This is a genomic window from Spirillospora sp. NBC_01491, assembly GCF_036227065.1.
Taxonomy (GTDB): domain Bacteria; phylum Actinomycetota; class Actinomycetes; order Streptosporangiales; family Streptosporangiaceae; genus Spirillospora; species Spirillospora xylanilytica.
The window spans coordinates 2228613-2245027 of the sequence record NZ_CP109432.1 but is presented as its reverse complement, the minus strand read 5'-3'; the positions used below and the strand labels follow the sequence as shown (position 1 = coordinate 2245027).

Annotated in this window: 16 protein-coding genes; 6 read left to right on the top strand and 10 right to left on the bottom strand. The window is 73.1% G+C overall.

The genetic code is table 11. From position 1 onward, the window contains the following. Positions 1–815 precede the first annotated feature (815 nt). Positions 816–1445, top strand: coding sequence for a LysE family transporter (locus tag OHA34_RS10610; protein WP_329521499.1), 630 nt, complete (start codon positions 816–818; stop codon positions 1443–1445). A gap of 113 nt (positions 1446–1558) precedes the next feature. On the opposite strand, the gene OHA34_RS10605 is transcribed toward OHA34_RS10610, so the two are convergent. Beyond that, complete coding sequence (locus OHA34_RS10605; protein ID WP_285940938.1) at positions 1559–3187, bottom strand: acyl-CoA dehydrogenase family protein; 1629 nt, start codon at positions 3185–3187, stop codon at positions 1559–1561. A 173-nt stretch (positions 3188–3360) separates the two neighbouring features. Here OHA34_RS10605 and OHA34_RS10600 point away from each other — a divergent pair, with 173 nt between their 5' ends. Next, complete coding sequence (locus tag OHA34_RS10600; protein WP_329521498.1) at positions 3361–4179, top strand: DUF1707 SHOCT-like domain-containing protein; 819 nt, start codon at positions 3361–3363, stop codon at positions 4177–4179. A 48-nt stretch (positions 4180–4227) separates the two neighbouring features. Here OHA34_RS10600 and OHA34_RS10595 read toward each other — a convergent pair whose 3' ends face one another. The 5 genes from OHA34_RS10595 to OHA34_RS10575 form a co-directional block, all read right to left on the bottom strand. Further along, entirely contained in the window at positions 4228–4479 is a 252-nt protein-coding gene (locus OHA34_RS10595; protein ID WP_285940936.1) for a hypothetical protein, read from the bottom strand. 240 nt (positions 4480–4719) lie between these two features. Next, positions 4720–5490: a sirohydrochlorin chelatase gene (locus OHA34_RS10590; protein WP_329521497.1), complete on the bottom strand. Its 771-nt coding sequence runs from the start codon at positions 5488–5490 to the stop codon at positions 4720–4722. Next, the gene (locus tag OHA34_RS10585) at positions 5487–6197 is read right to left on the bottom strand and encodes a phosphoadenylyl-sulfate reductase (RefSeq protein WP_329521496.1); all 711 of its coding nucleotides are present in this window, start codon (positions 6195–6197) and stop codon (positions 5487–5489) included. Before OHA34_RS10585 ends, OHA34_RS10590 begins: the two co-directional genes overlap by 4 nt. Beyond that, on the bottom strand, positions 6194–6358 hold the full coding sequence (locus OHA34_RS10580) for an Insertion element protein (protein WP_285940933.1): 165 nt from the start codon (positions 6356–6358) through the stop codon (positions 6194–6196). Before OHA34_RS10580 ends, OHA34_RS10585 begins: the two co-directional genes overlap by 4 nt. Before the next feature lie 9 nt (positions 6359–6367). Beyond that, a complete protein-coding gene (locus tag OHA34_RS10575; protein ID WP_285940932.1) occupies positions 6368–8020 on the bottom strand; it encodes a nitrite/sulfite reductase in 1653 nt (550 codons plus the stop codon). Positions 8021–8772: 752 nt separating this feature from the next. Here OHA34_RS10575 and OHA34_RS10570 point away from each other — a divergent pair. The 4 genes from OHA34_RS10570 (at position 8773) to OHA34_RS10555 (ending at position 12407) form a co-directional block, all read left to right on the top strand. Then, the gene (locus OHA34_RS10570) at positions 8773–9939 is read left to right on the top strand and encodes a YihY/virulence factor BrkB family protein (RefSeq protein WP_285940931.1); all 1167 of its coding nucleotides are present in this window, start codon (positions 8773–8775) and stop codon (positions 9937–9939) included. A gap of 39 nt (positions 9940–9978) precedes the next feature. After that, complete coding sequence (locus tag OHA34_RS10565) at positions 9979–10944, top strand: phosphotriesterase family protein (protein WP_285940930.1); 966 nt, start codon at positions 9979–9981, stop codon at positions 10942–10944. A 75-nt stretch (positions 10945–11019) separates the two neighbouring features. Further along, on the top strand, positions 11020–11751 hold the full coding sequence (locus tag OHA34_RS10560; protein ID WP_285940929.1) for a phosphoribosyltransferase: 732 nt from the start codon (positions 11020–11022) through the stop codon (positions 11749–11751). Next, positions 11748–12407, top strand: coding sequence for a dienelactone hydrolase family protein (locus tag OHA34_RS10555; RefSeq protein WP_285940928.1), 660 nt, complete (start codon positions 11748–11750; stop codon positions 12405–12407). Before OHA34_RS10560 ends, OHA34_RS10555 begins: the two co-directional genes overlap by 4 nt. 217 nt (positions 12408–12624) lie before the next feature. Here OHA34_RS10555 and OHA34_RS10550 read toward each other — a convergent pair whose 3' ends face one another. The 4 genes from OHA34_RS10550 to OHA34_RS10535 all read right to left on the bottom strand — a co-directional run bounded on the left by OHA34_RS10550 (position 12625) and on the right by OHA34_RS10535 (position 16366). Further along, positions 12625–12921: a WhiB family transcriptional regulator gene (locus OHA34_RS10550; protein WP_021600082.1), complete on the bottom strand. Its 297-nt coding sequence runs from the start codon at positions 12919–12921 to the stop codon at positions 12625–12627. Positions 12922–13119: 198 nt separating this feature from the next. After that, entirely contained in the window at positions 13120–14025 is a 906-nt protein-coding gene (locus tag OHA34_RS10545) for a sucrase ferredoxin (RefSeq protein ID WP_285940927.1), read from the bottom strand. Positions 14026–14216: 191 nt separating this feature from the next. After that, positions 14217–15767 (bottom strand): glycerol-3-phosphate dehydrogenase/oxidase, encoded by a 1551-nt coding sequence (locus OHA34_RS10540; protein WP_329521495.1) that lies wholly within the window; start codon positions 15765–15767, stop codon positions 14217–14219. Then, positions 15764–16366: a TetR/AcrR family transcriptional regulator gene (locus OHA34_RS10535; protein WP_329521494.1), complete on the bottom strand. Its 603-nt coding sequence runs from the start codon at positions 16364–16366 to the stop codon at positions 15764–15766. The genes OHA34_RS10540 and OHA34_RS10535 overlap by 4 nt, the downstream gene beginning before the upstream one ends. Positions 16367–16415: the final 49 nt, after the last annotated feature.

Below are 16415 nucleotides of genomic sequence, written 5' to 3'. Positions count from 1 at the left end.
GACACGGGTGACGACCTGCGAAAACTCCTATCCGAAGATCATTAGGAGGTGGCAGTGGAGGTCGTAGCGGACGTTTCCCCAGGTCATTCCCATGTACTTGACATGTGCATATGATCTGACCTGCGGGAACTGGTAAAGACGCAGGTGGCGCCTCATGTACACGAGCTGTACATGCCTGTGCACACGAGAAGTGCATGGGGCCGACCAGGGCGAACAGGTGTCGAGCCCATGGCCGGCCTGCCGCCCGGCGTCGCCGGGACACCTCGGATTCTTGGGGACGTCGCGACACCCCGGTTGAAGGGGCGCGATGAACTCAGGATCCGCCGCGAGTGGCGTAACGGCCGGCCGCCAAGGTGCTCAGCGCCGGAACCCTCACCAACACCAAGCGCCTCCTCGCCCTGGCCGAGGCCGGCACCAAGTCACTGACCACCGACTAGGACCTCGACATCGGCAACATGGTGCGGATCGCCCAGGGGATGCAGGGCCTCACCGCCGGGAAGCTGCGCTTGGTTACCGTGCCGACCGGGCCCTACGCCCCCGACTCCAACCGGGTCGCGCTGTGCGAGCCCGACGCCGGCCGGCCGGGGGAGAGGCCGGGACGGACGAGCTGTTGTCAATCATGCGGGATCTCCGAACGATACTGTTCAATTCTCTTCAATAGACCCGAATGAATTTGTCGCGGAGACTGGCCGCGTGACGAACGAACAACTTCCGTACCGTGCCTCTGATCGCCCCGCCGCATCCCATTTCAGGAATGTCGGGTGGGAGCCTGCACGGTGCAACTGCCAGAGCCCGGTCGAGACCTCCGCAGTCGCATGATCGACTCGATTCTCTCCGGACTGTGGGCCGGCTACGGCCTGGCAGTGCCGGTCGGTGCGGTCGCCGTCCTGATGATCAATATGACCGCCAGGACCTCGTTCCGGAACGGAGCAGCCGCGGCGATCGGCGCCGCCACTGCCGATGCCTTGTACGCAGTTGTGGCGGTGGTCGGCGGCAGCGCCGCCGCATCCGCTCTCGCTCCGGTCTCCACCCCCCTGCGGTGGGCGGCCGCGGTGATCCTCATCGGTATGGCCGTTCGTATCGCGCTCCAGGCGACGAGGACACGGGCTGACGTAGGCGAGGAAACGCAAAGCAACGACTCCGACATGAGCCCGTTCCGTGCCTTTCTCATCTTTTTTGGACTCACCGCACTCAACCCCTGGCCGGCCATATATTTTGTTGCGTTGGTTTTGGGGCGGCAGGGTCAGGAGAGTCAGACGCCCTGGCAGGCCTGCGCCTATGTCGCCGCCATTGTGCTGGCTTCCGCCAGCTGGCAGCTCGTGCTGGCCGGCGGGGGTGCCGTGCTGGGCCGATTCCTCACCGGCCACCACGGCCGTTTCATCACCGCCATAAGCTCCAGCCTGCTCATCGCGGGTCTTGCGGTGAGCGTCGCTGTCACCGGTTGAACCGACCACCATCCCGAACAGGGCGGGTTTGACGAACGATCTTGCTCGGACCGGTCGCGGTCAGGCCGATGCGGCGTCTCGGCAGAAGTCGAACGCTGGTCTCGAGCGCAGACTCAGCCGACTTTCGGTGTGGCGCGGTCGATGATCGGAGCGAGGTCCAGTCCCGGCGGCAGAGTGCCGAAGGCGGCTCCCCAGTCGCCACCGAGACGGGTGGCGCAGAAGGCGTCGGCGACCGCCGGATGACCGTGCCTGACCAGCAAGGATGCCTGGAGGGTGAGGGCCAGGCGCTCGGCGACGCGGCGGGCGCGGAACTCGATCGTCGCGGCGTCGACGAGACTGTCCTTGGCTTCCTTGACGGCGGCGTCCAGGCGCGGGTCGGCCCCTTGGGACAGGTCGACCTCGTCGAAGAACGCCTCCAGCGTCTGCGGCTCGCGCAGTGCCGCACGCAGCAGATCGAGCGCGGCGACGTTGCCGGAGCCTTCCCAGATGGAGTTGAGCGGGGACTCGCGGAACAGCCGCGGCATCCCCGACTCCTCGACGTAGCCGTTGCCGCCCAGGCATTCCAGGGCCTCGGCGGTGTGCGCCGGCCACCGCTTGCACACCCAGTACTTGCCCGCCGCGAGGCCGAGCCGCTTGAACGCGGTCTCGGCCGCGTCGCCCCGGACCGAGCGGTCGGTGGCGCCGGCCAGCCGCATCATCAGGGCGGTGGCGGCCTCGGACTCGATCGCCAGATCGGCCAGGACGTTGCGCATCAGCGGCTGGTCGGCCAGCCGGCCCCCGAACGCGGTGCGGTGCGCGGCGTGGTGCGCGGCGGTGACGACGCCCTGCCGCATCCCGGACGCGGCGCCGATCAGGCAGTCGAGCCGGGTCATGTTGACCATCTCGATGATGGTGCGGACGCCGCGTCCCTCATCGCCGACGCGCCACGCCACCGCGTGCTCGTACTCGATCTCGGACGAGGCGTTGGACCGGTTGCCGAGCTTGTCCTTGAGGCGTATCAGCCGCAGCGGGTTGAGCGTGCCGTCCGGCCGGACGCGCGGCACCAGGAAGCAGGTCAGCCCGCCGGGGGCCTGCGCGAGGGTGAGGAAGAGGTCGCACATCGGCGCGCTGGTGAACCACTTGTGCCCGACCAGGCGGTACGTGCCGTCCGGCGCGGGGGTCGCCTCGGTGGTGTTGGCGCGGACGTCCGAGCCGCCCTGCTTCTCGGTCATCGACATGCCGGCCAGCAGCGCGGTCTTGGTGAGCGGCGCGCGCAGTCCGTAGTCGTACTCGGGACGGGCGAGGAGCGGCTCGTACTGGGCGGCGAGGTCCGGCGCCTGCCGCAGCGCGGGGACGGCGGCGTAGGTCATCGAGATGGGGCAGCCGTGCCCGGCGTCGACGCGCCAGGCGTAGAACTTGGCGGCCCGCGCGACGTGCGCGCCCTCGCGGGCGTCGGCCCACGGGGCGCCGTGCAGGCCGTGCGTGACGGCGACCCGCATCAGCTCGTGCCAGGACGGGTGGAACTCGACCTCGTCGATCCGGTGCCCGTAGCGGTCGTGGGTGCGCAGCGCCGGCGGGTTCTCGTTGGCGAGCCGGCCGTGCTCCTGGGCCTCCTCGCCGCCCGCCAGCAGCCCGAGCTCGTGCACCTCGTCCGCCGCCCATCCGGCGCCCTCGCGGTCGAGCGCGTCCAGCAGGACGGCCTCGTCGGCGGTGTCGTATCCGGCGAGCGGGGGGACCTGGTTGAACACCTCATGGGTCTGCACGGCACTGCTCCCTCTGGCTTCGCGGTCCTGCCGAGCAGACTACAGAACCTCGTTCGGGTATGCCGCAAGGGCTCGCATACCAGGCATTTCGCCGGGCATCCTCCTGAAGATGTGGGGTGATCTCGTTCTGGCGGCGGATTGCCCGGGGGCCGTGGGGGCATACTTTCGGAACCATGAGTCAGCCCACCCCGCAGCCGGGACGGCGGCCTTCACCGGTCCGCCCCCAGGACCCCCATCCGGACCGGCAGCAGGACCTCCGGCCGGACCGTCCGCCGCCGGCCCCGGCCGAGCCCGTCCCGGTCGACCCGGTCGACCCGGTCCCGGTGGAGCGGCCGAAGGCCGGCCCCGTCCCGTCCTCGGGCGGCGCCTCCGACCCCGTGCCCGGCGGCTCGGTCCGCGCCTCCGACGCCGAGCGCGAGGCCGTGGTCGAGCGGCTGCGGGTCGCCTCGGTGGAAGGGCGGCTGACCTTCGAGGAGCTGACCGAGCGGACCGGGTCGGCCTACCGGGCGGTGACCCGCGGCGATCTCGACCACATCATCGCCGACCTTCCCGGCATGGGCGCTCCGGGCGCCGAACCGGCCCCGCCGCAGGTGCAGCGCCGGTTCACCGCGATCATGGGCGACTGCAAGGAGCGCATCGTCGGCCGCATCGACGAGCGGCTCGAGGCCCTGTCGGTGATGGGCGACGTCGAGCTGGACCTGCGCGGCGCGCAGGTCCCGACCGGCGAGGTGGTGGTGTCCGCCACCGCGGTGATGGGCGACATCAAGATCATCGTCCCGGACGGGGTCAGCGTGGAGCTGACCGGCTACACGCTCATGGGCGACCGCCGGGTCTCGGTGCGCGAGGCCCCGGCGGGGTCGCGGATCCCGGTGGTCCGGGTCGCCGCGCACGCGGTGATGGGCGACGTGCGGATCGTCGACGACGAGCACCACGCCCCGCTGCGCAACGCGCTGTCCTCCTGGTGGGAGGGCCGCAGGGACCGCGACGCCTGAGCCGCCGCGCGCGGGACCGTCCGCCGGACGCGCCCCGCGCGGGCCGTTTCAGCGGTTGTAGGCGGTGCGGGCGCCGAGCCACAGCGTGTAGGCCGCGACGCCGGCCAGCCCGGCCTTGCGGGTGCGGTCGGCGGTCAGGGCCAGGCCGAGGGCCAGCTCGGCGGCGCCGTTGCGTTTGATCCACGCCCGGGTGTCGTTCGGGAACGGCAGCCGGGAGACCGGCTCGAACGCCTTCGGCGCGGCGAAGTGCGCGGCGCCGGTCGCGGCCAGGACGAGTCCGGCGGTGCGGAGAAGGGCCATGGTGGGGGGTTCCTTTCGAGGACGCGTTCGGCGGACGGGGCGACCGGTCGCCCAGGTCGCCGCTCCGGGTACCGGAAGGTATGCGGATTTTGGACATTGCGTCAATAGTCCGCCCGGACCCGGCGGCCGGGCGCGGACCGCGAGCCGCTGATCGCGGCGCCCCGGCGTCCGCCCGCAGGTGACCGACATCACCGCCCCGCCCCCGCCGGCGCGTCCCGCCGGCGCAGGGCGCCGTGACGCTCAGCGCGCGGCGAGTGCCCCGGCCGGCGTGCAGGTCGGGGCGCGGCCCGGTGCCCGCGCCTCGTCGTAGCGGTGCAGGACCAGGTCGGCCAGCTCCGGCGCCGCCCCGAGCACGGGCGACACCGCGCCGGCGCCCGCCGCGAGCGCCTCCCCGCGCACCTTGTCGGCGAAATGGCCCGGCGCGAGGAAGTAGGACGCCACCACCACGCGCGGCGCCCCCGCGTCGCGCAGTGCCGCGACGGCCTCCGCCGGGGTGGGGCGGGTCGCGGACGCGAACGCCGGCACCACCCCCCACCAGCCCCGGGACCGCCACCGCCGGGCCAGCCCCCCGATGGTCGCGTTGGCCGCCGGATCGCTGGACCCGGCCGCGACCAGCACCACCGCGGTGCGGGGGTCGCCCGCCGCGACGCCCGCCTCCGCCAGCCGCCGTTCGAGGGCGGCCAGCAGGAGCGGGTGCGGACCCAGCGTGGCGGCCGTCGTCAGGCCGAGCCCGGGATGCCGGCGGCCGACCCGCGCCAGCACGCCCGGGATGTCGGTCTTGCTGTGGTAGGCGGCGGTGAGCAGCAGCGGCAGCACCACCGCCCGCTCCGCCCCGCCGCGCGCGAGGCCGTCCAGCACCCGGTCCGGCGCGGGCGCCGCGTGGTCGAGGAACGAGGCCAGCACCGGCACGTCCGGCCGCCGCGCCCGCACCGCGGCGAGCAGCTCGGTGACGGTCGCGGCGGCGCGCGGGTCCCTGCTCCCGTGCGCCACCCCGACCAGCGGCGTGATCACAGGTGGATGCCGCACTCGGTCTTGCCCGACCCCGCCCAGCGCCCGCTGCGCGGGTCCGCGCCGGCCGCGACCGGCTGCGTGCACGGCTCGCACCCGATCGACGGGTAGCCGTCGTAGTGCAGCGGGTTGACCAGCACCCCGTTGTCGGCCATGTAGTTGTCCATGTCGTCCTGGGACCAGTCCAGGATCGGGTTGACCTTGACCATCCCGCGCCGGGCGTCCCACTCGACCACCCGGCGGTCGCGCCGGCTGGCCGTCTCGTCGCGGCGGATCCCGCTGAACCACGCCATGTACCCCTCCAGCGCCCGGCCGAGCGGCTCCACCTTGCGTAGATGGCAGCACAGGTCCGGGTTGCGGCCGTTCAGCCGCGGGCCGAGCGCGGCCTCCTGCTCGGCCACGGTGCGGGTCGGCGTCACGTTGATCACGTTGACCGGGTAGACGGCCTCCACCGCGTCCCGCGTCCCGATGGTCTCGGCGAAGTGGTAGCCGGTGTCGACGAACAGCACGTCGATGCCGGGCTTCACCTTGGACACCAGGTGGATCAGCGCGGCGTCCGACATCGAGGACGTCAGGCAGAGCCGGTCGCCGAACGTGGCCGACGCCCAGCGGATGACCTCCAGCGTGGAGGCCCCCTCCAGCGCGTGCGCGGCCGATTCGACGATGTCCTCGAGGTCGAGGGTGGGCCGGTCGGTCTCCAGCAGGGTCATCGGGGATCCTCCTTGTGCGTCCGGGGCGCTCCAACACCGAGGAACTTCAGCGAGAAGGAACGGACGCAGTCATGGCAGAACCACGCCCCCGCCTCCTCGCGCGGCTCGAGGTGCTCCTCACCGCAGTAGGGGCAGTAGAACGGCGCGGCACGTTCGCTCATCCGGCTGCCCTACTTCAGATCGGCGTCGTCGGCGCGCTGCGCCCACTCGGCGAAGGTCTCGCCCTCGGCGCGCTGGGCGTCGAAGTTGCGCACGACCCGCTCGACGTAGTCGGTCAGGCCCGCCGAGGTGGTCTTGAGCCCGCGGACCTTCTTGCCGAACGTGGTGCCGAGCCGGCCGCCGAGGTGGATCTGGAAGCCCTCCACCTGGTCGCCGTTCTCGTCCACCACGAGCTGGCCCTTGAGCCCGATGTCGGCGACCTGGATGCGCGCGCACGCGTTCGGGCAGCCGTTGACGTTGACGGTCAGCGGCTGGTCGAAGTCGGGCAGCCGCTTCTCCAGCTCGTCCATCAGGTCCATCGCGCGCTGCTTGGTCTCGACGATCGCCAGCTTGCAGTACTCGATGCCGGTGCACGCCATGGTCTGGCGGCGGAAGGTGGACGGGCGGACCTGGAGGTCGTGCTCGGCCAGCGCGTCCGCGAGCGCCTCGGTGTGCTCGGCGGGCACGTCGAGGACGACCATCTTCTGCTCGGCGGTGGTGCGGACCCGGCCCGACCCGTAGCGCTGGGCCAGATCGCCGATCACGCCGAGCAGTTCGCCGTTCACGCGGCCGACGCGCGGCGCGAAGCCGACGTAGAACAGGCCGTCGTTCTGCGGGTGGATCCCCACGTGGTCGCGGCGGGGGAGCGGGGCGGCGGGCTCGGGACCGTCGGGCAGCGCGTACCCGAGGTAGTCGCGCTCCAGCACCTCGCGGAACTTCTCCGGGCCCCAGTCGTTCATCAGGAACTTGATCCGGGCCCGGTGCCGCAGCCGCCGGTAGCCGTAGTCCCGGAAGATCGAGATGACGCCCTTCCAGACCTCGTGGGCCTGCTCGGGCCGGATGAACACGCCGAGGCTCTTGGCGAACATCGGGTTGGTGGACAGCCCGCCGCCGACGAACGCCTGGTAGCCCGCCTGGCCGTTCTCGTCCAGCACGCCGACGAAGGCCACGTCGTTGATCTCGTGGACGGTGCAGTGCGCGGTGCAGCCCGACATCGCCGTCTTGAACTTGCGCGGCAGGTTGGAGAACTCGGGCGTCCCGATGTAGCGGTCGTGGGTCTCGCGGATCTGCGGGGTCGCGTCGATCACCTCGTCCTGCGCGATCCCGGCCAGCGGACAGCCGATGATCACCCGCGGGGTGTCGCCGCACGCCTCCATGGTGGACAGCCCGACCGACTCCAGCCTCGCCCAGATCGCCGGGACGTCCTCGATCCGGATCCAGTGCAGCTGGATGTTCTGCCGGTCGGTGATGTCGGCGGTGCCGCGCGCGTACCGGACGGCGATATCGGAGATCGCGCGCAGCTGCGGCCCGTCGAGCTGGCCGCCGTCGATCCGCACCCGCAGCATGAAGTAGCGGTCGTCGAGCTCCTCGTCCGGCAGCGACCCCGTCTTGCCGCCGTCGATGCCGGGCTTGCGCTGGGTGTAGAGCCCGAACCAGCGGAACCGGCCGCGCAGGTCGGCGGGGTCGATCGAGTCGAAGCCGGTCTTGGAGTAGACGTCGATGATGCGCTGGCGGACGTTCAGGCCGTCATCGTTCTTCTTGTTCTCTTCGTTCTTGTTGAGCGGTTCGCGGTAGCCGAGGGCCCACTGGCCCTCGCCCCGCTTGCTCTTGGTCGCAGGTGGCACGGTGCGCGTCCTAACCGGATCTGGATGGCGGGGACGCGTAACGCACCGGCAGTCTCGAACAGCCGGCTCGGCACTGAGCAGGAGGGTGTCAAAGGTGACGCCGATGCGCCACGCGCCCGCGTTAAGCGGAGGGGCGTGGTCGGGGCGTCACAGACAGATCGCGCTGCGGACGCGGAGGAAGTCAACGTGCCGGCGCATCACCAGCAGCGGGTCCACAGCGGTCATACGTGAACTCTGACACGCGATCTCATCGACTGTCCAGTTCCGTCCGGCATGCGGACGGGTGAGAAGAGTCATCCCTGCCGCTTCCAGTTCACCCGCGGCTCCGCAGGTCGCGGCGCCGCCTGGGGACCGCCCGGGGCCTCGCCGCCGGGCCCGCCGCCCGGATCGGGGCCCCGCGGGGCGGCCTGGTGCTGGCAGTCGCACCACGATCCGCCACGGCACTCGCCGTGGTGGCGCTCCCGGCACGACCCGCAGATCATGCTTCCATTGTCACCGATGAGCGCCGAAGCATGCGTCCGGGCCGGGTCCGGACTCCGAATCACTGATGATCATGGGCGGGTGGCCGTTGTGAACCGTCAAAGCGGGTATGTCGGCACAATGGGGCGAGTCATGACCGGGTCGGGGGGCGATCGGCATCCGCTGGACGCGGGCCGGAGGACGGCGGTGAGCCGCCCGCCGCGGGCGACGCGGATCACCGGGATGGGCGATGGGGCGTGGTACGGGCGCCCGACGCCCTACGGTGGGGCGGTGTGACCACCGTCTCCGATGCCGCCGGCGTCACGGGCGCTCCGGCCGAGGGCGCGGACGCGAAGAGACCGGACGCCGGGGGGCACCCGCGCGCCCGCAAGGCCCGCAGGGTCGGCTGGGCGCTGATCCGCGGGACCGTCGTCGCGGCGTTCCGCCACCGGGTCACCGGGCTGGCCGCCGAGGCCGCGTTCTTCGCCCTGCTGTCGCTGCCGCCGCTGGTCATCGGGCTGATCGGCACGATGGGCCACTTCCGCGGCGCGCTCGGCGCCGACACCGTCGCCGAGGTCCGCACCTGGGTGATCGAGCAGGCGCAGACCGTGCTGACCGGCCCCGCGGTCGACTCGGTGGTGATCCCGCTGATCGACGACGTGATCAAGGGCGGCAGCCCGGACATCGTGTCGCTCAGCTTCCTGATCTCGCTGTGGGCCGGGTCGCGGGCGACCAACGTCTACGTCGACACCATCACCATCTCCTACGGGCTGTCGGGCATCCGCGGCGTGATCCGCACCCGGCTGCGCGCGTTCTTCCTCTACCTCGTCGGCCTGCTGGTGATGCTGGTCGTCATCCCGCTGCTGGTGGCCGGGCCCGCGCTGGTGCGGCAGGCGCTGCCCGAGAGCGCCGGGTTCGTCCAGCTCTTCTACTGGCCGGTCGTGGTGACGCTGTCGGTGGTCTTCCTCGCGACGCTCTACCACATGAGCGTTCCCGTGCGGACGGCCTGGTGGCGCACGGTTCCCGGCGCCGTCGTCGCGCTGCTCATCTGGATCGTCGGCAGCATCGCGCTCCGGCTCTACCTGACCGGCTCGCTCAGCGGCGTGTCGGTGTACGGGTCGCTGTCGGCCTCGATCGCGATCCTGGCCTGGCTGTACGTCGCGGCGCTGGCGGTGCTGATCGGCGCGGCGCTGAACGCCGAGATCGATCGGATGTGGCCGGGCGCCAACACCGCGCGGGCCCGCGCCGTCCGCGACGCCCGGGAGGCCCGCGAAGACGCCCGCAATGCCCGGGAGGGCCCGCCCCCGCCCGCTCCGCCAGGGGTGTCGAGGGCGCCTGACGTGCCGGAGGGGGCGGAGGCGCCCGAGAGGCGGGCGACGGCGTCCGGGGGGCCGTCGGGAACATCGCCGGGGGCGTCCCGATCGGACCGGGTGGCAAAAGGTAAAGATTGCCCCGAATAGGGGTCTGAAAAGGCCAAACATGTCGTAACCTCGCGTTGCATGACCCCCCGTGAGGAGACCGGCAGGCTCCGTACCGTCACCGGCACGATCGCGACGTCCGCCGTCACCGGCCCGGTGCTGGCGCACGAGCACCTCCGGCTCGACCTGCGCTGGCCCGAGCGGCCCGCGCTGGTCGACTCCGACCCGCGCCGCTGGCTGGACGAGGAGAAGGCCGTCACCGCCGAGCTGGCCGGGCTGCGCGCCGAGCACGGGCTCGGGCTGGTCGTCGACCTCGGCTGCTCGGGGATGGGCCGCAACGCCGCCGCGCTCGCCCGGATCAGCGCCGGCGCCCGGGTCGCGGTGGTCGCGGGGACGGGCGTGTTCACCGAGCCGTTCCACCCCGCCTTCGTGGCCGGCGCGGGCCACGAGCAGATCGCCGAGCGGCTGCTCGCCGAGATCGGCTTCGGCCTGGACGGCACCAACTCCCTGCCCGGCGTGATCGGCGAGATCGGCACCTGGGGCGAGGCGCCGACCGAGGCCGAGGAGCGCTGCCTGCGCGCCGCGGCCCACGCCGCCCGCTACTCCGGCCTCTCGGTGGCGACCTACGGCCGCGCCGGCATGGCCCAGCTCGACATCCTCACCACCGCCGGGCTCGCGCCCGAGCGGATCTCGGTCGGCCAGCAGGACCAGGTCGACGACCCCGGCGCGCACCGCAAGGCGGCCGAGTCCGGCGCGTACGTCTCGTTCGGCACCCTCGGGCTGGCCGGCGACGATCCCGAGGCCCTCGGCGCCCGCGTGCGCGCCGTCATGGACCTGCTGGAGGCCGGGCACGCCGAGCGCGTCCTGCTGAGCACCGGCGTCTCCCGGATGACGCAGATCGCCCGGTACGGCGGCAGCGGCTACGGCTACCTCTTCGACGTCTTCCTGCCCGCGATGCGCGCGGCCGGCGCCGACGACGCCACCCTGAACGGGATCCTGTGCGACAACCCCGTCCGGTGGCTCACCGCCGGAGCCCGCTCCGCCTGACGGACGTCCGGACAAAAGGTGGGACGGGCGGATACCGCCCGAACTGGGTAGGGGCATGGGCAGGGGGTGGCGCTGATGCCCAGGAGACCCGCGAGCGCGGAGTCCGCCGCAGAGTCCGAGACGGGGTCCGGCACGGAGGCACGTCCCGTCCGGCTGCCGTTCACCGACCGGGCCGAGGCGGGCCGCGTGCTCGCCGGGCGGCTGGTGCCGCTCGGCCTGGACGACCCGGTGGTCCTCGCGCTGCCCCGCGGCGGCGTGCCGGTCGGGTACGAGGTCGCGCGGCGGCTGGACGCGCCGCTGGACGTGCTGGTGACCCGCAAGATCGGCTATCCGCCGCAGCCCGAGCTGGGGGTGGGCGCGGTGGCCGAGGGCGGCGGCCCCGTCTTCGACGCCGGGCTGCTGCGGCGGCTCGGGCTCGGGGAGGACGACCTGGCCGGCACCCTCGCCGCCGAACGCGCCGAGCTGGACCGCCGCGTCCGCGCCTACCGGGGCGACCGCCCGCTGCCCGGCCTGGCCGGACGGCCCGTGATCGTGGTGGACGACGGCCTCGCCACCGGCGGCACCGCCCGCGCCGCGCTGCGCGCCGTCCGTGCCGGCGGCCCGGCCCGGCTGGTCCTGGCGGTGCCGGTGGGCGCGGCGGGCACCGTCCGGGACATGGAGGCCGAGGCCGACACCGTGGTGGTGCTGGCCGCGCCGTCCGACTTCCAGGCGGTGGGCCAGTGGTTCGTGGACTTCCGGCAGCTCACCGACGCCGACGTCGTCGCCGCGCTGGACCGGGCCGCGGAGCAGCGGGGGACGGCGCCGTGACCGGCGTGCTGGTGCCCGCGGGCGGCGTGCGCCTGGAAGGCGAGCTGACCGTGCCGGACGGCGCGCGCGGGGTCGTGGTGTTCGCGCACGGCAGCGGCAGCGGGCGGCACAGCCCGCGGAACCGGGAGGTGGCCGCCGCGCTGGTCCCGCATGGGCTCGGGAGCCTCCTGTTCGACCTCCTGACGCCCGCGGAGGACGAGATCGACCGGCACACCGCCCGCCTGCGGTTCGACGTCGCCCTGCTCGCCCGGCGGCTCGGCGACGCGGTGCGGTGGACGCGGTCGGAGGCGGGTGTCTCCGCCGCCGCGGACCGCCCGGTGGGCCTGTTCGGCGCGAGCACGGGCGCGGCGGCGGCGCTGACCACCGCGGCGGAGCGGCCGGACGACGTGGGGGCCGTGGTGTCCCGGGGCGGGCGCCCCGACCTGACCGCGCCCGCCGCGCTCGGGCGGGTGCGCGCGCCGACGCTGCTGATCGTCGGCGGCCGGGACCTGGAGGTGCTGTCGCTCAACGAGCACGCGCTGGACCGGATGGACGCGGCGCGCGGGCACGGGCTGAAGGTGGTCCCGTGCGCCGGGCACCTGTTCGAGGAGCCGGGTGCGCTCACCGAGGTGTCCCGGCTCGCGGCGAAATGGTTCACCGCGAATCTGTGTGATTGACCCGCATTCTCTCGGCCGTTGCGGTAATGGCCTTGCGTGTTCTTCCGGCAATGGCATGGAACTGTCGTGATCGATCTGTGACACGGACGGGCGCGGGTCTCGATGATCATCGGGGCCGGGCCAAACGAAAACGGCCCCGCTGCTGCGGGGCCGTTACGTTTTCTGGTGGCGTGCCGGGGTGCGCGATGGGAGCGTTCGAACAGTCTCGCCCGGTCGGCTAGGCGGCGTTCGCGCGACGCATCCGGCGACGGCGCTCGGACGCGCGCTCGTCTTCGTTCAGACCGCCCCACGTGCCGTACTTCTCGGGCCTGGACACCGCGTAGTCCAGGCACTCCGTGCGGACGGGACAACCCATGCAGATCTGCTTCGCCTTGCGCTCGCGGATCTCACGTTCGGGCTGGCGCTCGCCGTCGGGACCGAAGAAGAGCACGAGGTCTTCCCCCCGGCACGCCGCGGCGTCCTGCCAGCCCCAGCTGGGACGAGGGAGGTTTGCCTGCCGACGTACCTGAGCCATGGAACACCCACCTTGATTGGTTTACTGAGCAATTTCGGACATGGACGCCCGACGTGCTTCAAAGACGTGCGTCAGGTGCGACGTGCGTCAGAAGCGCCGATTGGTCCAACGTCTGGAGTTGCCGCTCTGTTCCCCGCCCGGTGCTCCGGGAACCTGGGGTCACGCGACAGGAAGCCCTCGAATGGGGCCTCAGTGAGATTACACGAGGGCTGCCTCGTTGAGAAGGGTGAGCTCCCTAACAATGTAGGTTCCGAGGTTCTCTTGACACTCCGTGCCGCAGGGATCGTCCTGAGTGACTCTCTCGAAGACGACCCGGAATCGAGCATTTTGGGCTAGCACGACCGCCTCGTACGGGGACGTTCCGGTGACCGACCGGGCGGTCACCGCGTCCACGCCGAGGAGGCCGGTGTGCGCGCGGACGAAGTGCTCCGCCGCCTGTGCCGGCTCGGGGACCCCGGCCCTCCCGCGCAGGTGCGCGAGGGCCACTTCGCCGCGCAGGTAGCCGCCTGCGGCGTCCAGCGCGGCGGCCAGGCCGAGGTCGCCGTAGTAGATCCCGTGGGGGAGGCACACCATGTTGGCCGCGTAGCGGTCGCCGCCCACGTGGGTGGTCTCCCAGACGAGGTCGCCGAATCGCTCGGCGAGGCCCCGGGCCAGTGGCGCTCCCGTTCGGGCGCAGCAGACGTTGCGGCGCCCGTGCGTGCAGACCAGGAAGACGGGCTCGGTCACCGGTTCGCCGAAGCCGGGCCGCCGCCCCGCCGCGACGGCGGCGAGGTCGAGCCCCGCCAGCTCGGCCGGGTCGGCGAGCTCGCGGCCCTCCATCCACACGTTCCCGCCCTGGGAGAAGCCCGCGTACACCTGGAGGGGAGGGATGGCCCTGCGGCGCCCTGTGCGCCGGATGAGCTGCGGCCGGACGCCTTCGGCGAGCGCGGCGCGCACGGTCTCGGCCATCGGACCGGGCCCGATGAGCTGCTCGACGCGCTCGGGCCAGGGGCCGGGGTGCTCGAGCAGTAGCCAGCCCCGCGCCTTGGCCGTCGCGCTCGCCAGCGCGGGCCGCTCGCCCGTGTGGCTCCCCGGGCAGTGGTCGCAGCCCTTACCGCGCGTCAACAGAGTCCCCCGATTGGCTCACTGTGAATTAGGTTAGGGTAACCTAATTCACCTACCCCGGCCCAGTGCAAGTGACACACCTCATACCTGCGCGGCGGACGAGGCGGACGCGGCACCGGCCGCCGGGCTGCGAATCGGCGGCGCGGGCACGGTGCTGACTTCCGGCCGAACGGAACAAAAAGGGCAGGGTGTCAGGGTCGGGCGAGGGCTGCCAGGTGGGCCTCGGCGGCGGGCAGTGCCGCGTCCCGGTCCGCGGTGACCAGGCCGATGCGGGTGCGGCGGTCGAGCAGGTCGGCCGCGTCCAGGGCCCCCTCATGCCGGACGGCCCAGGCCAGCTCCGCACCCAGCACCGGCAGGCCCGGCACGACCGGCTCCAGCAGCGCGGCGTCGTCGCGGGCGAGGCCGGCCAGCAGGGGCGCCTCCGTCCCGTACCGGCCCACCAGGCGCTGCGGGGCGTCCAGGGCCGCCAGGCGGTCCGGCGCGGCGGCGCCGACGAGGGGGACGTGGGTGGTGCGGCTCGGCCCCGCGTCGACCCGCCCGGCCGCCACCACCGCGTCCACGGCGTCCTGCGCCATCCTGCGGTAGGTGGTGAGCTTGCCGCCGACGATCGTGACGACCCCGTCCGGGGAGGTCAGCACCGCGTGCCGCCGGGAGATGTCGGCGGTGCTGCCGTGCCGGTCGTCCAGGAGCGGGCGGAGACCGGCGAACGCCCCGATCACGTCGGCGCGCGCGACCGGCGCGTCCAGCGCGGTGCCGAGGATGTCCAGCAGGAACCCGATCTCGCTCTCGGTGGGCACCGGCACGTCGGGGACCGGGCCGTCCGCGGGCTCGTCGGTGAGGCCCACGTAGACGCGGCCGTCGCCCTGCGGGATCACCAGCACGAACCGGCTGGTCTCGCCGGGGACCGGCACGTGCATCCCGGCCGAGGCCCCGCACAGCGCCTCGGACCGCAGCACCAGGTGGGTGCCCCGGGACGGGCGCAGCCGCACCCCCTCGACCAGCCCGCCCGCCCACACCCCGGCCGCGTTGACCACCGCGCGGGCGCGCACGTCGATCTCCCGGCCGGTCAGCTCGTCGCGGACCAGCGCGCCGCCGCCGGTCAGCGTCAGCGCGCGGCAGCGGGTGAGGATCCGCGCGCCGTGCGCGGCGGCGGTGCGGGCGAGCGCGGTGACCAGGCGGGCGTCGTCGGCGAGCTTCCCGTCCCAGGACAGCAGCCCGCCGCGCAGCCCGTACGGGCGTAGCGCCGGGGCGAGCCGGAGCGTCTCCACCGCCGACAGGCGGCGCGGGCGGGGGAGCGCCGAGCGCGGCGTGCGGGCGGCCAGGCGCAGCGCGTCCCCGGCCCGCAGCCCGGTCGCGGTGATCGCCGCCTGCCGGTGCGTCACCAGCGGGGTCAGCGGCAGCACGAACGGCATCGCGCGCACCAGGTGCGGCGCGGTGCGCTCCATCAGCACGCCGCGTTCGACGGCGCTCTCGTGCGCGACGCCGACATGCCCGCCCGCCAGGTACCTGAGCCCGCCGTGGACGAGCTTGGAGCTCCACCGGGACGTGCCGAACGCCAGGTCGTGCGCGTCGATCGCGGCGACCGACAGGCCCCGGGACGCGGCGTCCAGGGCGACGCCGGCCCCGGTGGCGCCCAGTCCGACGACCAGGACGTCCACCACCTCGTCCGGCAGCGCGGCCAGTTCGCGGGCGCGGCGCGCGGCGTTCAGCGAGGACCGTCCGGGCGCGGGTGGGGTGCTCAAGGCGCGAGAGTCCTCTCGAGGATGTGGCGGAGTTCGGCGTCGAACGCGGCCGGGGCCAGCTCCGGGTCGCCGTCGCCGTCGCCGGTCATGGTCTGCGTCGACAGCGCGAACGACTGGACGACCAGCAGCAGCGCGCGGGCCTGCCGGACCGGGTGGCCGGGCCGGACGGTGCCGTCCCGGTGCCCGGCCTCCAGCGCCTCCTCGAACAGCGTGAGGAAGGCGAGCTGGCTGGCGCCGCGCCGGTCCAGCATGTAGGGGAGCAGCAGTTCGGGATCGACCTCCAGTATCTTGCGCAGCAGCGGGTGCTCGCGGAACGTGCGCACGCCCGTGACCAGGCCGTCCACCAGCCGGTTCCGGACGGGCCTGCCGTCGTCGGCGGGGTGCACGGCGGAGGCGATCTCGACCCACTCGCGGGTCATCAGGTCGCCCACGATGGTGCGCACGTCCGGCCAGCGGCGGTAGAGCGTCATGCGCGACACCTCGGCGCGGCGGGCGATGTCGGTCAGCGTGGTGCGCCGCACGCCCACCGCGAGGACGCAGTCGCGGGCGGCGTCGAGCACGGCGTCGTCGGCGGTCCTGTTGTGACGATTCGACGTCATGTGTCACAGTGTAAGCCACGGCCGGGAACACCCTGGCCGGCACGGACAG